General features: G+C 62.1%; 16 protein-coding genes. 4 read left to right on the plus strand and 12 right to left on the minus strand.

The window, feature by feature from the left end; genetic code table 11:
• The first annotated feature begins 12 nt into the window (after positions 1–12).
• Both ACZ1HH_RS14635 and ACZ1HH_RS14640 read left to right on the plus strand, forming a co-directional pair.
• A complete protein-coding gene (locus ACZ1HH_RS14635; RefSeq protein WP_416370056.1) occupies positions 13–1,383 on the plus strand; it encodes a glutamate--cysteine ligase in 1,371 nt (456 codons plus the stop codon).
• Between the two features lie 202 nt (positions 1,384–1,585).
• Positions 1,586–1,840, plus strand: coding sequence for a hypothetical protein (locus ACZ1HH_RS14640; protein ID WP_011536695.1), 255 nt, complete (start codon positions 1,586–1,588; stop codon positions 1,838–1,840).
• 99 nt (positions 1,841–1,939) lie between these two features.
• Here the strand turns inward: ACZ1HH_RS14640 and ACZ1HH_RS14645 are convergent, their stop codons facing one another.
• The 6 genes from ACZ1HH_RS14645 to ACZ1HH_RS14670 form a co-directional block, all read right to left on the minus strand.
• Complete coding sequence (locus ACZ1HH_RS14645; RefSeq protein ID WP_011536694.1) at positions 1,940–2,425, minus strand: YHS domain-containing (seleno)protein; 486 nt, start codon at positions 2,423–2,425, stop codon at positions 1,940–1,942.
• Between the two features lie 270 nt (positions 2,426–2,695).
• Positions 2,696–3,304, minus strand: a complete 609-nt coding sequence (gene plsY / locus ACZ1HH_RS14650; RefSeq protein ID WP_011536693.1) for a glycerol-3-phosphate 1-O-acyltransferase PlsY — start codon at positions 3,302–3,304, stop codon at positions 2,696–2,698.
• Positions 3,304–4,614 (minus strand): dihydroorotase, encoded by a 1,311-nt coding sequence (gene pyrC / locus ACZ1HH_RS14655; protein ID WP_011536692.1) that lies wholly within the window; start codon positions 4,612–4,614, stop codon positions 3,304–3,306. Before pyrC ends, plsY begins: the two co-directional genes overlap by 1 nt.
• Before the next feature lie 106 nt (positions 4,615–4,720).
• The gene (locus tag ACZ1HH_RS14660) at positions 4,721–5,254 is read right to left on the minus strand and encodes a hypothetical protein (RefSeq protein ID WP_416370059.1); all 534 of its coding nucleotides are present in this window, start codon (positions 5,252–5,254) and stop codon (positions 4,721–4,723) included.
• Positions 5,255–5,259: 5 nt separating this feature from the next.
• Positions 5,260–6,219 (minus strand): aspartate carbamoyltransferase catalytic subunit, encoded by a 960-nt coding sequence (locus ACZ1HH_RS14665; RefSeq protein WP_011536690.1) that lies wholly within the window; start codon positions 6,217–6,219, stop codon positions 5,260–5,262.
• A 323-nt stretch (positions 6,220–6,542) separates the two neighbouring features.
• On the minus strand, positions 6,543–7,097 hold the full coding sequence (locus ACZ1HH_RS14670; protein WP_044026513.1) for a YqgE/AlgH family protein: 555 nt from the start codon (positions 7,095–7,097) through the stop codon (positions 6,543–6,545).
• A 178-nt stretch (positions 7,098–7,275) separates the two neighbouring features.
• On the opposite strand from ACZ1HH_RS14670, the gene ACZ1HH_RS14675 reads away from it, so the two are divergent.
• A complete protein-coding gene (locus ACZ1HH_RS14675) occupies positions 7,276–8,100 on the plus strand; it encodes a protein-disulfide reductase DsbD domain-containing protein (RefSeq protein ID WP_472635164.1) in 825 nt (274 codons plus the stop codon).
• Between the two features lie 76 nt (positions 8,101–8,176).
• Positions 8,177–8,656 carry an NUDIX hydrolase gene (locus ACZ1HH_RS14680; RefSeq protein ID WP_416370062.1) on the plus strand — a complete coding sequence of 160 codons (480 nt, stop codon included), beginning with the start codon at positions 8,177–8,179 and terminating at the stop codon, positions 8,654–8,656.
• Here the strand turns inward: ACZ1HH_RS14680 and ACZ1HH_RS14685 are convergent.
• The 6 genes from ACZ1HH_RS14685 to ACZ1HH_RS14710 form a co-directional block, all read right to left on the minus strand.
• Entirely contained in the window at positions 8,602–12,015 is a 3,414-nt protein-coding gene (locus ACZ1HH_RS14685) for an efflux RND transporter permease subunit (RefSeq protein WP_472635165.1), read from the minus strand. The two genes, ACZ1HH_RS14680 and ACZ1HH_RS14685, sit on opposite strands and share 55 nt — an antisense overlap.
• Before the next feature lie 60 nt (positions 12,016–12,075).
• Positions 12,076–13,539 (minus strand): efflux RND transporter periplasmic adaptor subunit, encoded by a 1,464-nt coding sequence (locus ACZ1HH_RS14690; protein ID WP_472635166.1) that lies wholly within the window; start codon positions 13,537–13,539, stop codon positions 12,076–12,078.
• A gap of 114 nt (positions 13,540–13,653) precedes the next feature.
• Positions 13,654–14,196: a molybdenum cofactor biosynthesis protein B gene (gene moaB, locus ACZ1HH_RS14695; RefSeq protein WP_416370065.1), complete on the minus strand. Its 543-nt coding sequence runs from the start codon at positions 14,194–14,196 to the stop codon at positions 13,654–13,656.
• Between the two features lie 5 nt (positions 14,197–14,201).
• Positions 14,202–14,825, minus strand: a complete 624-nt coding sequence (locus tag ACZ1HH_RS14700) for a LysE family translocator (protein WP_472635167.1) — start codon at positions 14,823–14,825, stop codon at positions 14,202–14,204.
• Positions 14,825–15,433 carry a metallophosphoesterase family protein gene (locus ACZ1HH_RS14705; protein WP_487320486.1) on the minus strand — a complete coding sequence of 203 codons (609 nt, stop codon included), beginning with the start codon at positions 15,431–15,433 and terminating at the stop codon, positions 14,825–14,827. The genes ACZ1HH_RS14700 and ACZ1HH_RS14705 overlap by 1 nt, the downstream gene beginning before the upstream one ends.
• A gap of 24 nt (positions 15,434–15,457) precedes the next feature.
• Entirely contained in the window at positions 15,458–16,225 is a 768-nt protein-coding gene (locus tag ACZ1HH_RS14710; protein WP_472635168.1) for a uracil-DNA glycosylase, read from the minus strand.
• Positions 16,226–16,266 lie beyond the last annotated feature (41 nt).

Here is a 16,266-nt window from a genome sequence, read left to right on the forward strand (position 1 = left end):
GGGGGCCTCCCTATGTCCATTCCTCAGTCCGGTGGCGGACCAATCGAAAGCCATGCTCAACTGGCGGCCTACATGGAAGCGGGCTGCAAGCCGCGCGACGATTGGCGCATTGGCACCGAGCATGAGAAGTTCGGCTACTGCAAGGACACGCTGAAACCGCTCCCCTACGAGGGGACGCGCTCCATTCTGGCTGTTCTGGAAGGGTTGCGGGACCGTCATGGCTGGGAGCCGGTGACCGAGGGCGGCAAGCTGATCGGCCTCACCAAGGACATGGCCAATGTGAGCCTTGAGCCGGGGGGAGCGCTGGAGCTGTCAGGTGCCCCGCTCGAGACCATCCATGAGACCTGCGATGAGGTGAACACCCACCTGCGCGAAGTCAAAGACATTGCTGACGAGATCGGTGTTGGATTCATCGGTCTTGGGGCCGCCCCGATCTGGCAGCACGACGAAATGCCGCTGATGCCAAAGGGCCGCTATCAGTTGATGAACGACTACATGGAGCGCGTCGGCACCATGGGGCGCGCGATGATGCGGCGCACGTGCACGGTGCAGGTGAACCTCGATTTCGCCTCCGAGGCGGATATGGTGCAAAAGCTGCGCGTGGCGCTGGCGCTGCAACCGGTGGCGACGGCGCTCTTTGCCAATTCCCCCTTCTTTGAAGGCAAGCCTAACGGGCTCAAATCCTGGCGCAGCCACATCTGGCGGCATCTGGATGATGCCCGTACCGGAATGCTGCCCTTTGTTTTTGAAGAGGGCATGGGCTTTGAACGCTATGCGGACTATGCCCTTGATGTGCCGATGTATTTTGTCTACCGAGATGGCAAATATATCAATGCTTTGGGCCAGTCTTTCCGGGATTTCCTCAAGGGCGAGCTACCCGCATTGCCGGGCGAGACGCCCACATTGAGCGACTGGGCCGATCACCTGACGACCGCATTCCCAGAAGCCCGCATCAAGAAATACATGGAAATGCGGGGCGCCGATGGTGGCCCCTGGCGTCGCCTCTGTGCTTTGCCCGCGTTCTGGGTGGGTCTGATGTATGATCAGTCTGCGCTGGACGCGGCCTGGGATCTGGTCAAGGGCTGGGACGCGGAGACTCGCGAAAACCTGCGCATCGAGGCTGCGGTCAAAGGGCTGCAGGCAGAGGTCGGCGCGATCAAGATGCATGATCTGGCACGAGAGGTTCTGGCGATTTCAGAAGCCGGACTGAAGGCGCGCGCCCGTCAGGGTGCAGGCGGTCTTGTCCCCAACGAGACTCATTTCCTCAATGCACTGCGCGAGAGCGTCGAGAGCGGTAAAGTCCCCGCAGACGAACTCTTGGATCGCTACAATGGCGATTGGAACGGTGATCTGACCCGGATCTATGCCGATTACAGCTATTGAACGGCACTAAGTTCTTATTTGAAACAAGAAAAGGGGCGCCGCTGGGGCGCCCCTTTTTCTTGCGCGGTCTGGTTCGCGGCGCCATGAAACCGGGGGTCGTGTGGTGACGTCCCAAGGGCATATTTCCCCCTATTCAACAACTTGTCCGGGGCCCGACCTGTCCTTAAGAGAGCGCCAACCATTGCTTTGAAAGGTGTTGAAAATGGAACGTTTCTTTATCTCCGCATTTGAAAAACTCGTGGGCGTCATTGTTGTCCTGTTGCTGCTCGTCGTGCTCGGCGGCGTTGTTGTCGCCTTTATCGAACCCAGTGCCGGGGGGCTTCTGCCCGCTCTAGGCGTGCTTTTGGGCGGGACGCTCTACGTGATCCTGATTGGCGGTTCGCTCTATCTTGCGCTTGGGATCTACAACAACACCAAACGCACAGCCGAAGCGATGGAGCGCATGGCCGGGAAATAAGCGCTGAGGTGCCCGTTCCCTCCGGGACCCGCGCGCAAAAATGGGCGGCAGGAGATCCTGCCGCCCATTTTTTGTTTTTAAGAAACGAGCGCGACCGCGTTATTGCAGCAGCTCGGCCGGGGCCGCATCCTCGATGGTTTCCCAGTTCACGTCTGCTTTTTCGATATAGCCCGGGATGTCCTCGACCCAGCGCTCCTGGATGTCCTTGGAGAGGTTCAGGTACAGCACATCGTCAACGATTTTCCACTGGTGGGGGTCGCCGTCGAACTTGAAGCCCATCGCTGCACCAAAGGCGCAGTAGCCGCCGTATGCGGGGACATAAGCCTCTGGATTGGCTTCAAACAGCTCCTTGTTTTCCTCGGAAGTGAACCAGTAGGTCGCCTCGTCAAAGGTGGAGGTCAGTTTGTAGCTGCCCTTGTTAGCTTCGCCTTCGGTGAAATAGGCAACCGGGTCATAGCCCTGCATCGCAAGGCCGGTGGAGGAGGCGTTCACATCGACGCCTGCCGCAAGCGAAGAGGTCGCCAGCGCAACAGAGAAAGCGAGACCGCCCAGAAGGGATTTGGTGAAGGATGTGGTCTTGGTCATCGGTTTGAACCTTTTGATCTGTCCGGAGCCGTAATGCACCGGGGGGGAGGTGTAGAAAGGGACAGGTGCTTTAAATCCTGTTTCCTGTGACGGTGTGTGCCGCCATGACGACCATCTGGGGAGGCGTCCGATCACATGCAAAACAACTCAATTTGAGGGGGTGCTGGCGCAAATGTGAGACTGTGCAACAAAGCGCCTCAATTTGAGTGCGCAGAACATAAAAACCCCGCCGGTAGGGGCGGGGCTTTGCATCAACAGGGGTGGCGTGCGCTATTTCTGGCCGATCTTTGGCTCTGTGCCGGCCCTGAGGCGGGCGATGTTTTCGCGGTGGCGCCAGAGGATCACGAGCGCCAGCAGCGCCGAGAGAACGGCGGCTTGAGGTGCGCCGAGCAGCAGACACCAGACCGGGGCCGCAACCGCTGCGCAGAGGGCCGCGAGTGACGAGATGCGGCGCAACACCGCAACACCAAGCCAGGTCAGACAGCAGGCGATCCCGACCGGCCATGCGAGCGCCAGCATGAGGCCGAGGAAGGTCGCAACCCCTTTGCCGCCCTTGAACCCCAGCCAGACCGGAAAGCAATGCCCGAGAAAGGCCAAAAGCCCTGCAAGCTGCGCCGCGTCCTCGCCTGCCAGAGCACGCGCCAGCAGCACCGCCGCCGCGCCCTTGCCGCCATCCAGAAGGAGCGTCGCAGCCGCGGCGGCCTTGCTTCCGGTGCGCAAGACGTTGGTGGTGCCGATGTTGCCCGATCCGATTTCACGCAGGTTGCCCAGCCCAAAAGCGCGGGTGATCACCATGCCAAAGGGCACTGAGCCCAGAAGATAGCCGATCCCGCCCCAGAAGAGCAGCAGGGGCAGCGTTGTCTCAAGCGCAGGCAGCATCATGCGTCCTTTCGATAAACGGGCTCACCGGCCACATAGGTCGCCAAGACACGTCCCTGCATCCGCTGGGTGTCAAAAGGCGTGTTCTTGGATTTCGACTGCAGCTTGAAACGATCCAGCACCAAGGGGGCGTCGGGGTCAAACAGCACGAGATCCGCAGGTGCGCCCGCGCTCAGTCGTCCGGAGGCAAGCCCAAGCCGTCGAGACGGGTTAAGCGCCATGGCACGAAACAGCGTTGGCAGGTCCAGAAGCTCGGCGTGATAGAGCCGCATTGCCGCTGGCAACAGGGTCTCGAGCGCAACCGCACCGGCGGCGGCCTCTTCAAAGGGCAACCGCTTGCTTTCTTCGTCCTGCGGTGTGTGCATGGAGGAGATCACATCAATGAGTCCGCTGCGTACCGCCTCGACCACCGCGAGGCGATCATCCTCGGACCGAAGGGGCGGTTTCACCTTGAAGAAGGTGCGATAGTCGGCCACGTCCAGCTCATTCAGGGTGAGATGGTGGATGGATGTCCCCGCCGTAATGTCGAGCCCGTTTGCCTTGGCGCGTTCCAGCGCGGGCAGCGCGCGCGCGGTGGTGATCTGATCGGCGTGATACTTGGCGCCGGTCATCTCCAGCAATGCGATATCGCGATCAAGCCCCATGCGCTCGGCCATCGGAGACACAGAAGGGAGCCCGCGCAGCGCCGCGAACTTTCCGGATGTGGCTGCCGCCCCCTGAGAGAGGCCGGGTTCCTGCGGATGCGCAATGACCAGCGCGCCGCAGCTTTTGGCATAGGTCAGGGCGCGCGACAGCACCTTGGTACTTGTGACCACATGATCGCAATCGGTGAAGGCCACGGCGCCAGCGTCCAGCAAAAAGCCGATTTCGGTCATCTCACGACCTTCGCGCCCCTTAGTCAGAGCCGCCATCGGCAGGACATTGACCGGTGCATCTGCTTGCGCGCGCCGCGTGACGAATTCCAGCGTCTCAGGGCTGTCGATGCAGGGGGAGGTGTCAGGGCGGGTCACGATGGTGGTCACACCACCCGCGGCAGCTGCAAGCCCTGCGGATTTGTAGCTCTCCTTGTGCCGCTCGCCCGGCTCGCAAACCTTGACGCCGATGTCCACGATCCCGGGGGCAAGGCATTTGCCGTTGCAGTCCACCATCTGCACGTCTTTGGTGCGCAGACCGTTGTCCGCAAGAAACATCTCCTTGTCGCTTTGATCAGCGCGGGCGAGGATCTTGCCACGTTGCACCAGGAGGCTGCCAGGCGCGTCGGTGCCTGTTTCGGGATCGATCAGGCGGGCGTTGAGGAAAAGCGTCGTCATCAGACCGGGTCCTTCACAAATGTCGGGCAGGCAGGAAGTGGGCGTGCAAGGGGGCGGCAGGAAGGCGCTGTACAGGCGCACACAAGGAAAGGGCTATCCGGCGCGCTCATGTCACAAGTCCCCAGATGGCAAGGCAGATCAGCAACATAACCACCGCAAACAACGACGCCCCGATGCGCCGGGCGCGGTTGCGGGCCTCACGAGGTGGCGTCCGCAGCGTCGGTTGGGCTGCGGCGCTTGGGATCGTGCTGGGCGCAGACCAGTCGGTCTTTACTTCGCCAAGACGGGCGACCAGCGTGACACTCCGGGCGGGTGTGAGCCGGGTCGCCGCCCCGTCGAAGGCGCGGGCGCGCAGCACCAGAACCCATCCACTGAGACCATCGAGCGCCATACCATGTTCCGAGAGGTCTGCTTCTGAGACCCCCATGCCCTCGCGCAGATAGCCAAGGAGGCCAAGGCCTTCGAGATCTTCGACCGGAAAGATCTCGACCTGCGTCATCTCAATGGTGGGCAGTCCCAAGACCTGCGCCAGCGCGCCGTCCTCATCCCTGAGGAATTTGGCCTGTTCTACGGGCATGTCGAGCGCAAAGATCAGCACCTGATCGCGCGCGCCCTTGGGGATTTCAATCACATCCTGCATCGCGTTCAGGACGCCTGTTTCTGACGCGCCGCCCGCAGGTTGCGCGCAAGAAGATCCATCGCGGCCATGCGAACGGCCACGCCCATTTCGACCTGCTCTTGGATTACGGAGCGTTTGATATCATCAGCGATGGTCCCGTCGATTTCTACGCCGCGGTTCATCGGCCCGGGGTGCATGACGATGGCGTCGGGTTTGGCCAGTGCCAATTTTTCCGCATCCAGCCCGTAGCGATAGAAATACTCGCGTTCCGAAGGAATGAAACCACCGTCCATCCGTTCTTTTTGAAGCCGCAGCATCATGACGACATCGACGTCTTTGAGACCTTCGCGCATGTCGTCATAGATCTCGGCGCCAAACTCCGCAAATTGCTGTGGCACCAGCGTTGGCGGGCCGATCAGGCGAATGCGATTTTCCATCTTGCCCAGCAGGATCAGGTTGGAGCGCGCCACTCGCGAATGGGTGACATCGCCACAAATCGCGATGTTCAGCCGATGCAGACGACCCTTGGCGCGCCGGATCGTCAGCGCGTCCAAAAGCGCCTGCGTCGGATGTTCATGGCGCCCATCGCCTGCGTTCAGCACCGCGCAGTTTACCTTTTGCGCCAGGAGGTCCACCGCGCCGGAGTGCGGATGGCGCACCACCAGAAGATCGGGATGCATGGCATTGAGCGTCATCGCGGTGTCGATCAGCGTCTCGCCCTTTTTGATCGATGAGGCCTGCATCGCCATGTTCATTACATCCGCGCCGAGTCGCTTGCCGGCGAGCTCAAAGCTGGCCTGCGTGCGGGTGGAATTTTCAAAGAACATGTTGATCTGGGTCAGCCCCGCCAGCGCATCGGAGTGCTTCTCGGTCTGCCGATTGAGCGCCACGTAATCTTCGGCCAGATCCAGAATGGCGGTGATCTCATGTGGCCTGAGGGGCTCGATCCCGAGGAGGTGAGGCTGGTCGAAAGAGGGGGGCTGCATGGGCGAACTCCGCGCTGTTTCGGTCCTTATAGGAGGGCTGCGTGGATGGGGCAAGGAGGGGGTGAGGTCGGTCTATCTGTCGCCGCTTTGACGCTGCTTCAGAGCGCGATTGGCCATCGCAACCGCGCCGCGCCAGCGGCGCCGGGCCCAACGGGAGGGGCGCATCTGTGATGCGATGCCGACGGGCGGGAGGCCCCCCCTTTTGCCAGGTATATCCTGTTCGAGATGGGGGCATCGTGCCGGGCACGGGCTACACGAATGGGTGCTGAGAAGGGGGCTTCATCAAACGACTTTGGCTCACACCGCGGTCATGGGCCCTGAGGTCAGGCCCGGCCCGCATCCATCGAAAGGTTCAGCGGCGTAACACCGAGGCTCGCCAGCGCCGCTTCCCATTTGCCATCAGCGAGGTCGGTAAACACCATGTCTGGCTCCGTATCCGCCGTCAGCCAGCCATTTTGCGCGATCTCATCTTCCAGCTGTCCGGGACCCCAGCCCGCATAGCCGAGCATCACCAGATAGCGTTCGGGGCCACGTCCCTCTGCAATGTCTTCGAGCACGTCCAGCGTGGCCGTCATCGACAGTCCCGGACAGACGGGCAGCGAGTTCACGGTCGAGATATATTCGTCGGAATGCAGCACAAACCCGCGCTGGGTTTCCACCGGCCCGCCAAAATAGACCGGTTCCGTTGCTGCTGCGGGCTTGCTGGTGATGTCGAGCTGGTCAAACAGGCTCTTCAGCACCACTCCGGGCGCGAGCTTGTTGACGATGAGTCCCATCGCCCCCTCTTGTCCGTGGGAGCAGAGGAACACCACCGAATTGTCAAACCTGGGATCCCCGATGCCCGGCATGGCGATCAGCAACTTGCCTGTCAGTTTCATGTCACTGCCTCTGCTGTGGCCTGCGGCCGCTTCGCTCAGAATGACGCGCAGGAGCAGCTGTTGCAACCCCGCCTCGGCCGGGGCGAGGCGCTGCGACGCTGTCACGTTTGCGTTATTTGCGCAGGTCTCTCTTGGATGTGACTTGGCTTTAACGGCGCAAGGGGCAAAACCTCTAAATATGACGACACAGCTACGAATCCGCCTGAGGCTCGCCCTCTTGGCCTGTCTTGCTTGTTTGGGGTTGGCTTCCGCATCTTTGGCGCGGGAAAACCTTGCCGATCTGGTCTCTATTGAGGTGCTGGATGGCGGACCGACAAAGGACGGGCGCTACATGGGGGCGCTGCACCTGAGATTGGCGCAGGGGTGGAAAACCTACTGGCGCGCTCCGGGCGACGCGGGCATTCCGCCACGGTTTGATTGGAAAGGCTCGCGCAATGTGGCCAATCTGCGGATTACCTGGCCCACGCCTGAGCTGTTCTTGACCTCCGGCTTTCGCACCATAGGCTATCACGACGAATTGGTGCTGCCGATCGAGATCACGCCCAAATCCGCAGGCGCGCCAATCCGGATCAAAGGCCGGATGGAACTTGGTCTGTGCAAGGATGTCTGCATCCCGTCGGAATTGCGGTTTGATCATCGCGCTGACCTTTCGGCTGGACGCCATCCTGCAATTGCCGCCGCCTTGGCGGCGCGTCCCTATTCCGCAGCTGAAGCCCGTGTCCGAGGTGTGACCTGCCGTCTGTCGCCCACGCCCTATGGCATGAAAGTCTCGGCCCGGATCTCGATGCCCTCTGCGGGGCGTGAAGAATATGCGGTGATCGAAGGCGGTGCGTCCTTGGTTGCAACCGAAACAAAATCCTGGCGTGAAGGGCGTGAATTGGTGGCCGAGGCAGAGCTGTTGCCCGCGCAGGACGGCCCGATTGCGGTTGACCGCTCCGCGCTGCGCTTTACGGTGCTGGGCACCTCGCATGCGGTGGATATTCGCGGCTGCACCTCTGGCTGACACCCGGTCACCATCCTGCCGTTGGGGTCTACCGCCGTCCGCAGCCCTCGCGTTTTTGACACAAGGCCCATCGTCCATGACCGATCCGACGCGCCGCCCGATCCTTGGAGCCCTTGGCGTGGTCTGTGCCAATATTGATGGCGCGGATTGCGTGATCCTCGTGAAGCGCAAGAACCCGCCCAATGCCGGAACTTGGGGCTTCCCGGGCGGGCATGTGGAGCTTGGTGAAACCGCAGCCGCAGCCGCCGCTCGCGAGCTTTTGGAAGAAACCGGCGTTGTCGCAGAGCCGGGGGCGCAGTTGATGACTCTTGATGTGATCCCCCGCGCTGCAGATGGCACGGTGGAGGGCCAGTATTTCCTGGTGGCAACGCTCTGTCACTACATCTCGGGAGAACCCGTGCCCGATGATGATGCGCTGGAGGCGCGTTGGGTGCCGGTGGCGCAGATCGAAGATCAGGGGCTTGAGCTTCTGGATCGGGTGGCGGAGCTTGCGCGGCGCGCTCAGGAGGTCTGGCGTGATGTCCCGCGCAGTGCGCCCACCGCCCCAATCACATAAACAAGGAGCGCCAGAACGCTCACCCCCCCAAGGCCCAGCATGAGTGCTGCGCGCAGGGGATCCATCTGCGTCACAAAGGGCAGTGCGGTGCCAACGGCGGCAGGCAGCGCCCCTGTGAGCAAGGTCCAGCCCAAGGTCAGCCCAAGCCAAACTGCCTGCAGAGCGGCTCCGAGCAGGATCAACGCGCGCAGGCGGTGGGCAACCCGATGCGGCCCGGCGGCGACAGCACGTTTCAGCGCCTGGAACGGGCGCGCGACATCCGCCTGAATGGCGACCAGAGCCGGTACCACCAAAAGCACGAGGAACATCCCGAACCCAAGGCCATAGACAAGGGTGATGACTGTCGGTTTCAGAAACTGTGCCTGCTGTGAGGTTTCATACATCAAGGGCGCAAGCCCCAGAACCGTTGTGAGCGTTGTCAGCATCACGGGCCGTAATCGATCTGCCGCCCCGTCAATGATGGAGGGGATGAGACCGCGCTCTTGTGCGTATTCATCAATGGTCGAAACCAGCACGATCGAGTCGTTGATGATGATCCCCGTCATCCCCAACAAGCCGACCACGGTGAACATGCTCATCGGCAGATCCCAGAGGTAATGCCCCCAGATGGTCCCCACGAGGCCAAAGGGAATGATCGCCATGACCACGATGGGGCGCGTCCAGCTCGAAAAGATCCAGCATAGCACCAGATAGATGCCCGTCAGGCAGAGGATCAGCCCGGTGCGCGCATCAGAGAGGAACTCGTCTTCCTGTTCGCTGAGGCCAGAGAGGCGGAATTCGACCTGACGTTCCTCGGCGATCCTGGGCAGGATCTCGGTCTCCAGTGCCTCCATGATGGCTTCGGCCTGCACCGGGTCATCCTCGGAAATGTCGCCGGTGACGGAAATCAGCCGCACGCCGTTTTCGCGCCGCACGGTTGAAAAACCGGTGCGCTGGCTGACGGTGACAATATCCGAGAGCGGCACATAAATCCCCGAGGGCGCGCGCATCTGCGTGCGCTCGAGGAAATCCGCGGTGAGCTCGCCTTCGGGCAGCTCTACCCGGATCTGGGCCGAGCGCGGCCCCTCCGGATAGGTCGCGGCCTCAATCCCATTGAGCCGCTGGCGCAGCGCCCGCCCTAGGCTGTCGATGGTGAAATTGAGTGCCTGACCCTGCGGGGTGAGGTCCAGAACCAGCTCTTCCTTGTCATAGGCGAGATTGTCCTCGACGGCGGAGACCTCGGGGTAGCGGGTGAGAGCGGTTTTCAGATCCTCCGCCGCGCCCTTGAGCGTGGTGACATCGGCGCCGTAAAACTGCACGTCCAGCGCATCGCCCCCGGGACCAGAGCGCCAGCCCCGGAAGGAGACCACCTCGGTAAGCGGCATCTGCACCACGCGTTTTTGCAACTCGCCCACGAAGGCGAAACTGGAATAGGGGCGCAGGTCAGCGTCGATCAACTCGATTGCGATGCTACCCAGGAGGTCGCTGTCCTTGGTTTCCGTGCCCGCTAGGCCGCGACCGGTATTGCCACCCACTTCCGCCATGACAAAGTCAACCGGATTGCGGCCATAGCGCTCCTCGTACTCGGCGCCAAGGACGTCGACCATACGCTGAAACTCGCGCATCTGCGCCAGCGTGTCGGCACGGGTGGCACCTTCGACCATGGCAAAATTACCTGACACGGACGCCCGTTCTGGTGCATTGAAAAAGCGCCAGGTGACATCCCCCTTGATAAAGAGCGCCATCTGGCTGGCCAGCAGCACCAAGGCCCCTGCCACCACAACGTAGCGGGCACGCACGACGCCCACCATGAGCGGGCGAAACAGCTGGTCGCGACACCAGCGAAAGCCCCGGTTCACCACCCGGTTGGGTGCGTCATACCAATGTTCCTTGCTGCGATGGACGAGGGCATGTGCCATGTGGTTTGGCAGGATCAGGAAACACTCCACAAGGCTCGCCGCCAGGACGGCGATCACCGTAAAGGGAATATCTGCGATCAATTCGCCAAAGCGCCCGCCGATCGCCGTCAGGCCAAAAAAGGCGATCACGGTGGTGAGCGTGGCTGCAAAAACCGGCATCGCCATGCGGCGGGCGGCATTCTCGGCTGCAACCATGGGCGGCTCCCCGAGGCGACGGGCCCGGAAATCGGCATGCTCGCCCACCACGATGGCATCATCCACCACGATCCCAAGCGTGATGATCAGCCCAAAGAGCGAGATCATGTTGATGGTCAGCCCACCGATATACATCAGTGCGATGGCGGCAAACATGGCCGCCGGGATGCCTGCGGCGACCCAGAACGCAATACGGGCGTTGAGGAACAAAAAGAGCAGGATCACCACCAGCCCAAGTCCCATCAAACCATTGTCCACAAGGATATCAAGCCGCCCGCTGATGGCCTCGGCGCGGGTGCGGATCAAGGAGACCTCGACCCCTTGAGGCAAGGAGAGGTTCATCTCGGCCACCACCTCTTCGACCTGACGCTGGATGCGGATGGCGTCGCCCTGATCGGAGCGGTCCACACGGATCGACATAGCGCGGTCGTCGCCAACAAAATAGCTGCGCTGGCGGTCCACCCCTTCGACGCGGATCGAGGCCACATCCCCGATGGTGAGGGCGGAGCCATCCGCCTCGGAGCGCAGAACCACCGCCTCCAGTTCCTCTGGGGTGCGTTTCTGAGTGCCGGTGCGCACGCGGGCGTTGGCGCCCTCGACTTCGCCGGCGGGATTGATCTCCACCTCGGCGGCGATCACGGCAGCGATTTCAGCGAGGGTGATGTCATGGGCAATGAGCTGGCTGGAGGGGACTTCGATGATGGTGCGGGGGGCTGCAACCCCGCGGATCGTGGTGCGGGTCACACCCACCTCGAAGAGTCTCAGGATCAGTTCATCCGCCAAGAGCCCCAATTGCTGTGCCCCGATGGGGCCAGTGATGACAATGTCGGTGACCCGGTCGCGCCAGACCGCGCGCTCGACCTCCGGCTCTTCGGCCTCTTCGGGCAGGGTGGTGATCGCATCCACCGCGTTTTGCACATCGTCGGTGGCGCGCGCCATGTCCCAGCCGGGTTCAAAATCGATGTCGATGACCGCGCGCCCCTCGCGAGAGGCCGAACGGGTGTCTTCTACCCCATCAACCGCCAGCAAGGCGGGTTCCAACACCTGCACGATGGCGCTGTCCACGTCCTCTGGCCCAGCGCCCTCCCAGACCACGGAGACATCGACGGACTCGACAATCACATCCGGGAAAAACTGCGCCCGCATGTTGGGGATCGCTGCTGCACCGAGGACCAGCAGCACCATCAACAACAGGTTGGCGGCGGTGCGGTGCCGGGTGAAATAGCTCAGGATGCCGCTGGCCTTCTGGATCGGTGTCGTCGCCATGAGAATTTACCTGTGCCTCTGGTCGTGCGCGCCCGCGCAGGCGGGAAGAAGGGCGGGCAGTCAGCCGCCCCGATTGTCTTCGATACGGCTGATGAGTGCTGCGGGGACTTTGGGCTGGTCCAACTCGGCCAGGACCCTGGTTTTTACATCGCTTGGCATTTGGCCGTTGTCGCTGACGATGGCCTTCAGGGTGGCGCGGCGTTCTTCGGTGAGCTCGATCAGATCCGGGTCGGCCGCTTTCAGCGCGTTCTCTGCGCCTTTGGTCAGCGGGCGAACCTTGATGCCGGCACCAAGAAGCGGCGTGCGACCGGTGACAACCTGACGCCCCTCCAGCTCATTTGCGCGCAGCAGGATTTCGTCGCCTTGGCGGCGCACCAGTTCCACCGGAACCTCCTGAAGCCTGTCGTCCTCGCCCAGAACCAAAACGGTCTGGCGCGAGTCCATCGCCGATGCGGGCAAGCGGATCAGATCGGCAATGGCAGGCTCTTGCACGCGTACGGTGACGAAATCACCGGGCTTGAAGCCTGCGTTGTCCTCTACCCGCGCATAGATGAGACGCCCCGACTGGCCATCCCCCACAGCGCCGCTGGCGCGCGCCAGGCGACCTGTGGCGCGGATGTCGGCCCCGGCAGCGTCGAGCGTGACGATGACCTCCGCCGGGATCAGGCGACCGTCATCGTCGAGCAGACGCGCATACTGGGCCGTGGAGACACGAAAGGCGACCTCGAGCTGGTTGGGATCGACCAGTTCAGCAAGGATTTCATTGGCAGAGACCAACCGCCCCTCGACGAGGTTGACGGATTGAAGCGTGCCTGTGAAAGGCGCGGTGAGCGTGGTGTCCTCGAGATCACGCTGTGCCTCGTCCAGTGCGATTTGTGCCCGAGCCACAAGGGTTTGGGCCTGATCGATACGGGCTTCGCCCTGACTGACGGCCTGGCGGCGGGTGATCACCGACTGGCGCGCGCTCGTGGCGGTCAGCTCGGCGGCCTCCACAGCGGCCTCGGTGCCCACCCCACGGGTCTTGAGGTCAACCTGCCGCTGATACGCCCGTTCTTGAAGATCGGCCTGCATCTGTGCGGTTTCAAGCTCGTCCCGGGCCAAATCCAGCGCGCGGCCAGCGTCGCGGCGCTCGGCTTCGGCGTCCATCATGTCCGCTTTGGCACGGGCCAATGCGGCCTCGGCGTCGGCCTTGTCGATCTCGACCAGTGTATCACCAGCGGTTACGCGGCCACCGTCCTGGAACCCGTCCGCAAGCGCGATGACCCGTCCGGACACGGCAGCGCGCAGCTCGAGCGTGCGGCGGCTCTCGACATGGCCAAAGCCCACCAGTTCGGGACGTTCCTCGCCCAGGGTTGCCGTCACCACATTGACTGCAAAGATCCGCTCGCGGGCGGGCGGGGCGCGACGTTCTTCAGCGAGGCTCTCCTGTACGGCGGAGCGAACCAGATGCAGCGCAAAGAGCAAGAGCGCGGCTGTCAGCCCCGCTAGAAACAGCCCCATGACGCTGTGTCGCAGAAATCGCATCCTTATCCCCTTTGGCTGGCTCTGGTGCGCTACTTGCCATCTGAATTTCACCCCCAAGGGCCGCGCGAGTATACCACGCGTTACAGACAATACGCTCTTATACGCAGGGCTAGATCATTTCCGTCGCAAATGTTCGTCAAGTCTGGGCATAATTTCTACGAAATTACAGGGGCGGTGCCGATAATCGAGCTGCTTTTGCAAGATCTCGTCCCACGCATCCTTGCAGGCGCCGGGGCTACCGGGCAGCGCAAAGAGATAGGTGCCCTGTGCCACACCGCCCGTTGCGCGGCTTTGAATGGCGGAGGTGCCGATCTTTTGCATCGACACGATGGTAAAGACGGTGCCGAAGGCATCGATTTCTTTTTCATAGACGTCGCGATGTGCCTCTACGGTGACATCCCGCCCGGTGAGCCCGGTGCCGCCGGTCGAGATCACCACATCGACCTCGGGATTGGCGCACCACTGGCGAAGTTGATCGGCGATCTCATTGCGTTCGTCTGGCAGGATATTGCGGTCGGCGAGGTGGTGTCCTGCGGCCTCTAGTCGGTCGACCAGCACTTGCCCGGAGCGGTCCTCATCAAGGCTGCGGCTGTCGGAGACAGTCAGAATAGCGATGCGAACCGGAATGAAATCCTTGCTGTCGTCGATGCGTGACATGGCGCTCAGGCCCTTTCTAGTAGCGCAAGCCTCAGTGCAAGGCCTGCAAAAATTCCACCCGTGATGCGGCGCATCCACCGTGCGGCGCTTCCGTCCTCGGCAAACAGGGTGCGCGCGCGCCCGGCAAAGACGCCAACTCCGCCATTCACAAAAACACCGCCGATCCCGATGATGGCGCCAAAGACCAGAAACTGTCCCAGAACCGAGCCCGCCTCAGGGCGGATGAACTGCGGCACGAAGGCGAGAACAAACAGGATCACCTTGGGGTTGGTGAGGCTGACCATCAGCCCGGCGCGAAAGGCGCGCGCGGCCTGTGCGGGCTGGCCTGTGGGCTGTGCCCCTCCGGGTCGCATGAGGGCGCCCCATGCGAGATACAGAAGATACGCAACCCCAAGCCAGCGAATGAGATCAAACAAGGCCGGTTGCGCGGCGACCACGGCGGCCACACCAAAACCGGCAAGCGCGACATGCACCATGCCTCCTGCGGCGACGCCGAGACTGGCGGCGATGGCGGGGCGCGCCCCGGATTTGAGTCCCTGACCAAGGCAGAACATCATATCCGCGCCGGGCGTGATATTGAGCGCAAGCGCGGCGGGCACAAAGGCCGCAAGGGTCGAGAGCGCGATCATCAAGACACCTCAAACCAATTCGGGGTCGGGCCAAGATTGGCGCACTGCGTCGCACCGATCTGACCGCGATAGCCCCAGCTGTCGTGAACATGGCCATAGACAGCGAGTTTTGGCTGCAGCGTCGTGATCGCCTTGTGGATGCTTTCGGAGCCGATTGACAATCCCGAGGAGGTGGTGTCGCCGGCGCCCTTGGGGGGTGAGTGTGTGACGAGGATGTCGATGCCACCGGTGTTTTCACCGGCTTTCGCCAACTCCCGAGCCGCCGCGCGATCCGAAAGGTCAAACGACCAGTCGCCAAAGGGCGTCTCCGGGATGCCGCCGCCCAGACCAAAGATCCGCAGACCTTCGATTTCGGCGCTTTCCCCATGTAGCACGGTCATGAAGGAGAGCGCACAGCCGCGCAGCTCTTCTGCGCTTTCGGCATTTCCGGGGACAACCACCATAGGGGCAGCGATCCCGGCGAGCAGCTCCATGGCGCGCGCAAGCCCCTGACGCGTGTTGCAGAAATCGCCTGCGCCGATCACCAGATCTGCCTCGACACTGGCCGTGACCAGATCGGCAGCAAGCTCTTCGATCAGGTGCAGATCTGAAAAAGCGAGGATTTTCATGAGTGAGCGTCCTGTATCAAAGTGTCAGTTGAGACTGTTCAGACGGGCGCGCAGCTCCAGAAGATCCGCCCAGGCTTGGCGTTTGGCATGGGCTTGGCGCAAGAGGTAAGCGGGGTGGAACATCGGGATCACGGGTTTGCCCCAGGCTTCGGACCACGTGCCACGCAGGCGGGTGATGCCGCGTTTGCCAAGCACGGCCTGACAGGAGATATTGCCCATCAGGACCAAAATATCCGGCTCTGCCAAAGCGACGTGACGCTCGAGAAACGGCACAAGCATCGAAATTTCCGCTGGCAGCGGATCGCGGTTCTGCGGGGGGCGCCAAGGCAGAACGTTGGTGATATAAACATTTTTCTCGCGGCTGAGGTCGATGGCATCGAGCATCTTGTCCAGAAGCTGCCCGGCTCGGCCCACAAAGGGTTTGCCCTGCAGATCTTCATCTCGCCCCGGGGCCTCGCCAATGATCATCACGCGAGCGCCTGCCTGGCCGTCCGAGAACACCAGATTGCGCGCGCCCCGCTTGAGGTCGCAATGTTCAAACTGTTCAAGCGCGGCACGCAGGCTCGGCAGCGCCTGCGCCGTTTTGGCAAGCTTCGCTGCCTCTGCAATCGGGTCAACAGTTTTGGGTTTGACAGGTGTTGGCGGCGTGTCTGCTGCGCGTGCGGGTTTGGGTTTCTGATCCTCAAGCGCGTAGCGGTCGATGGGCGCATCCATCATGGCTTCGGTAGCGCCAAGTTCTACTTGCCACTCCAACAGCGCTTTTGCGCTCCAATAATCCAGCTCCGATTCCATGGCTCACACAGTAGCCCTCTGCCGCACAAAGGAAAACGCCG

Source organism: Epibacterium sp. HA2-3 (assembly GCF_055693725.2).

Excerpts from the sequence above, each read along its gene's own strand:
- ACZ1HH_RS14685 (WP_472635165.1), bottom strand. The coding sequence starts at position 12,015 with ATGGCGACGACACCGATCCAGAAGGCCAGCGGCATCCTGAGCTATTTC.
- ACZ1HH_RS14675 (WP_472635164.1), top strand. The coding sequence starts at position 7,276 with ATGACGACACAGCTACGAATCCGCCTGAGGCTCGCCCTCTTGGCCTGT.
- ACZ1HH_RS14705 (WP_487320486.1), bottom strand. The coding sequence starts at position 15,433 with ATGAAAATCCTCGCTTTTTCAGATCTGCACCTGATCGAAGAGCTTGCT.
- ACZ1HH_RS14640 (WP_011536695.1), top strand. The coding sequence starts at position 1,586 with ATGGAACGTTTCTTTATCTCCGCATTTGAAAAACTCGTGGGCGTCATT.
- plsY (WP_011536693.1), bottom strand. The coding sequence starts at position 3,304 with ATGCTGCCTGCGCTTGAGACAACGCTGCCCCTGCTGCTCTTCTGGGGC.
- ACZ1HH_RS14680 (WP_416370062.1), top strand. The coding sequence starts at position 8,177 with ATGACCGATCCGACGCGCCGCCCGATCCTTGGAGCCCTTGGCGTGGTC.
- ACZ1HH_RS14660 (WP_416370059.1), bottom strand. The coding sequence starts at position 5,254 with ATGCAGGATGTGATTGAAATCCCCAAGGGCGCGCGCGATCAGGTGCTG.
- ACZ1HH_RS14665 (WP_011536690.1), bottom strand. The coding sequence starts at position 6,219 with ATGCAGCCCCCCTCTTTCGACCAGCCTCACCTCCTCGGGATCGAGCCC.
- pyrC (WP_011536692.1), bottom strand. The coding sequence starts at position 4,614 with ATGACGACGCTTTTCCTCAACGCCCGCCTGATCGATCCCGAAACAGGC.
- ACZ1HH_RS14700 (WP_472635167.1), bottom strand. The coding sequence starts at position 14,825 with ATGATCGCGCTCTCGACCCTTGCGGCCTTTGTGCCCGCCGCGCTTGCG.
- ACZ1HH_RS14710 (WP_472635168.1), bottom strand. The coding sequence starts at position 16,225 with ATGGAATCGGAGCTGGATTATTGGAGCGCAAAAGCGCTGTTGGAGTGG.
- moaB (WP_416370065.1), bottom strand. The coding sequence starts at position 14,196 with ATGTCACGCATCGACGACAGCAAGGATTTCATTCCGGTTCGCATCGCT.
- ACZ1HH_RS14635 (WP_416370056.1), top strand. The coding sequence starts at position 13 with ATGTCCATTCCTCAGTCCGGTGGCGGACCAATCGAAAGCCATGCTCAA.
- ACZ1HH_RS14670 (WP_044026513.1), bottom strand. The coding sequence starts at position 7,097 with ATGAAACTGACAGGCAAGTTGCTGATCGCCATGCCGGGCATCGGGGAT.
- ACZ1HH_RS14645 (WP_011536694.1), bottom strand. The coding sequence starts at position 2,425 with ATGACCAAGACCACATCCTTCACCAAATCCCTTCTGGGCGGTCTCGCT.
- ACZ1HH_RS14690 (WP_472635166.1), bottom strand. The coding sequence starts at position 13,539 with ATGCGATTTCTGCGACACAGCGTCATGGGGCTGTTTCTAGCGGGGCTG.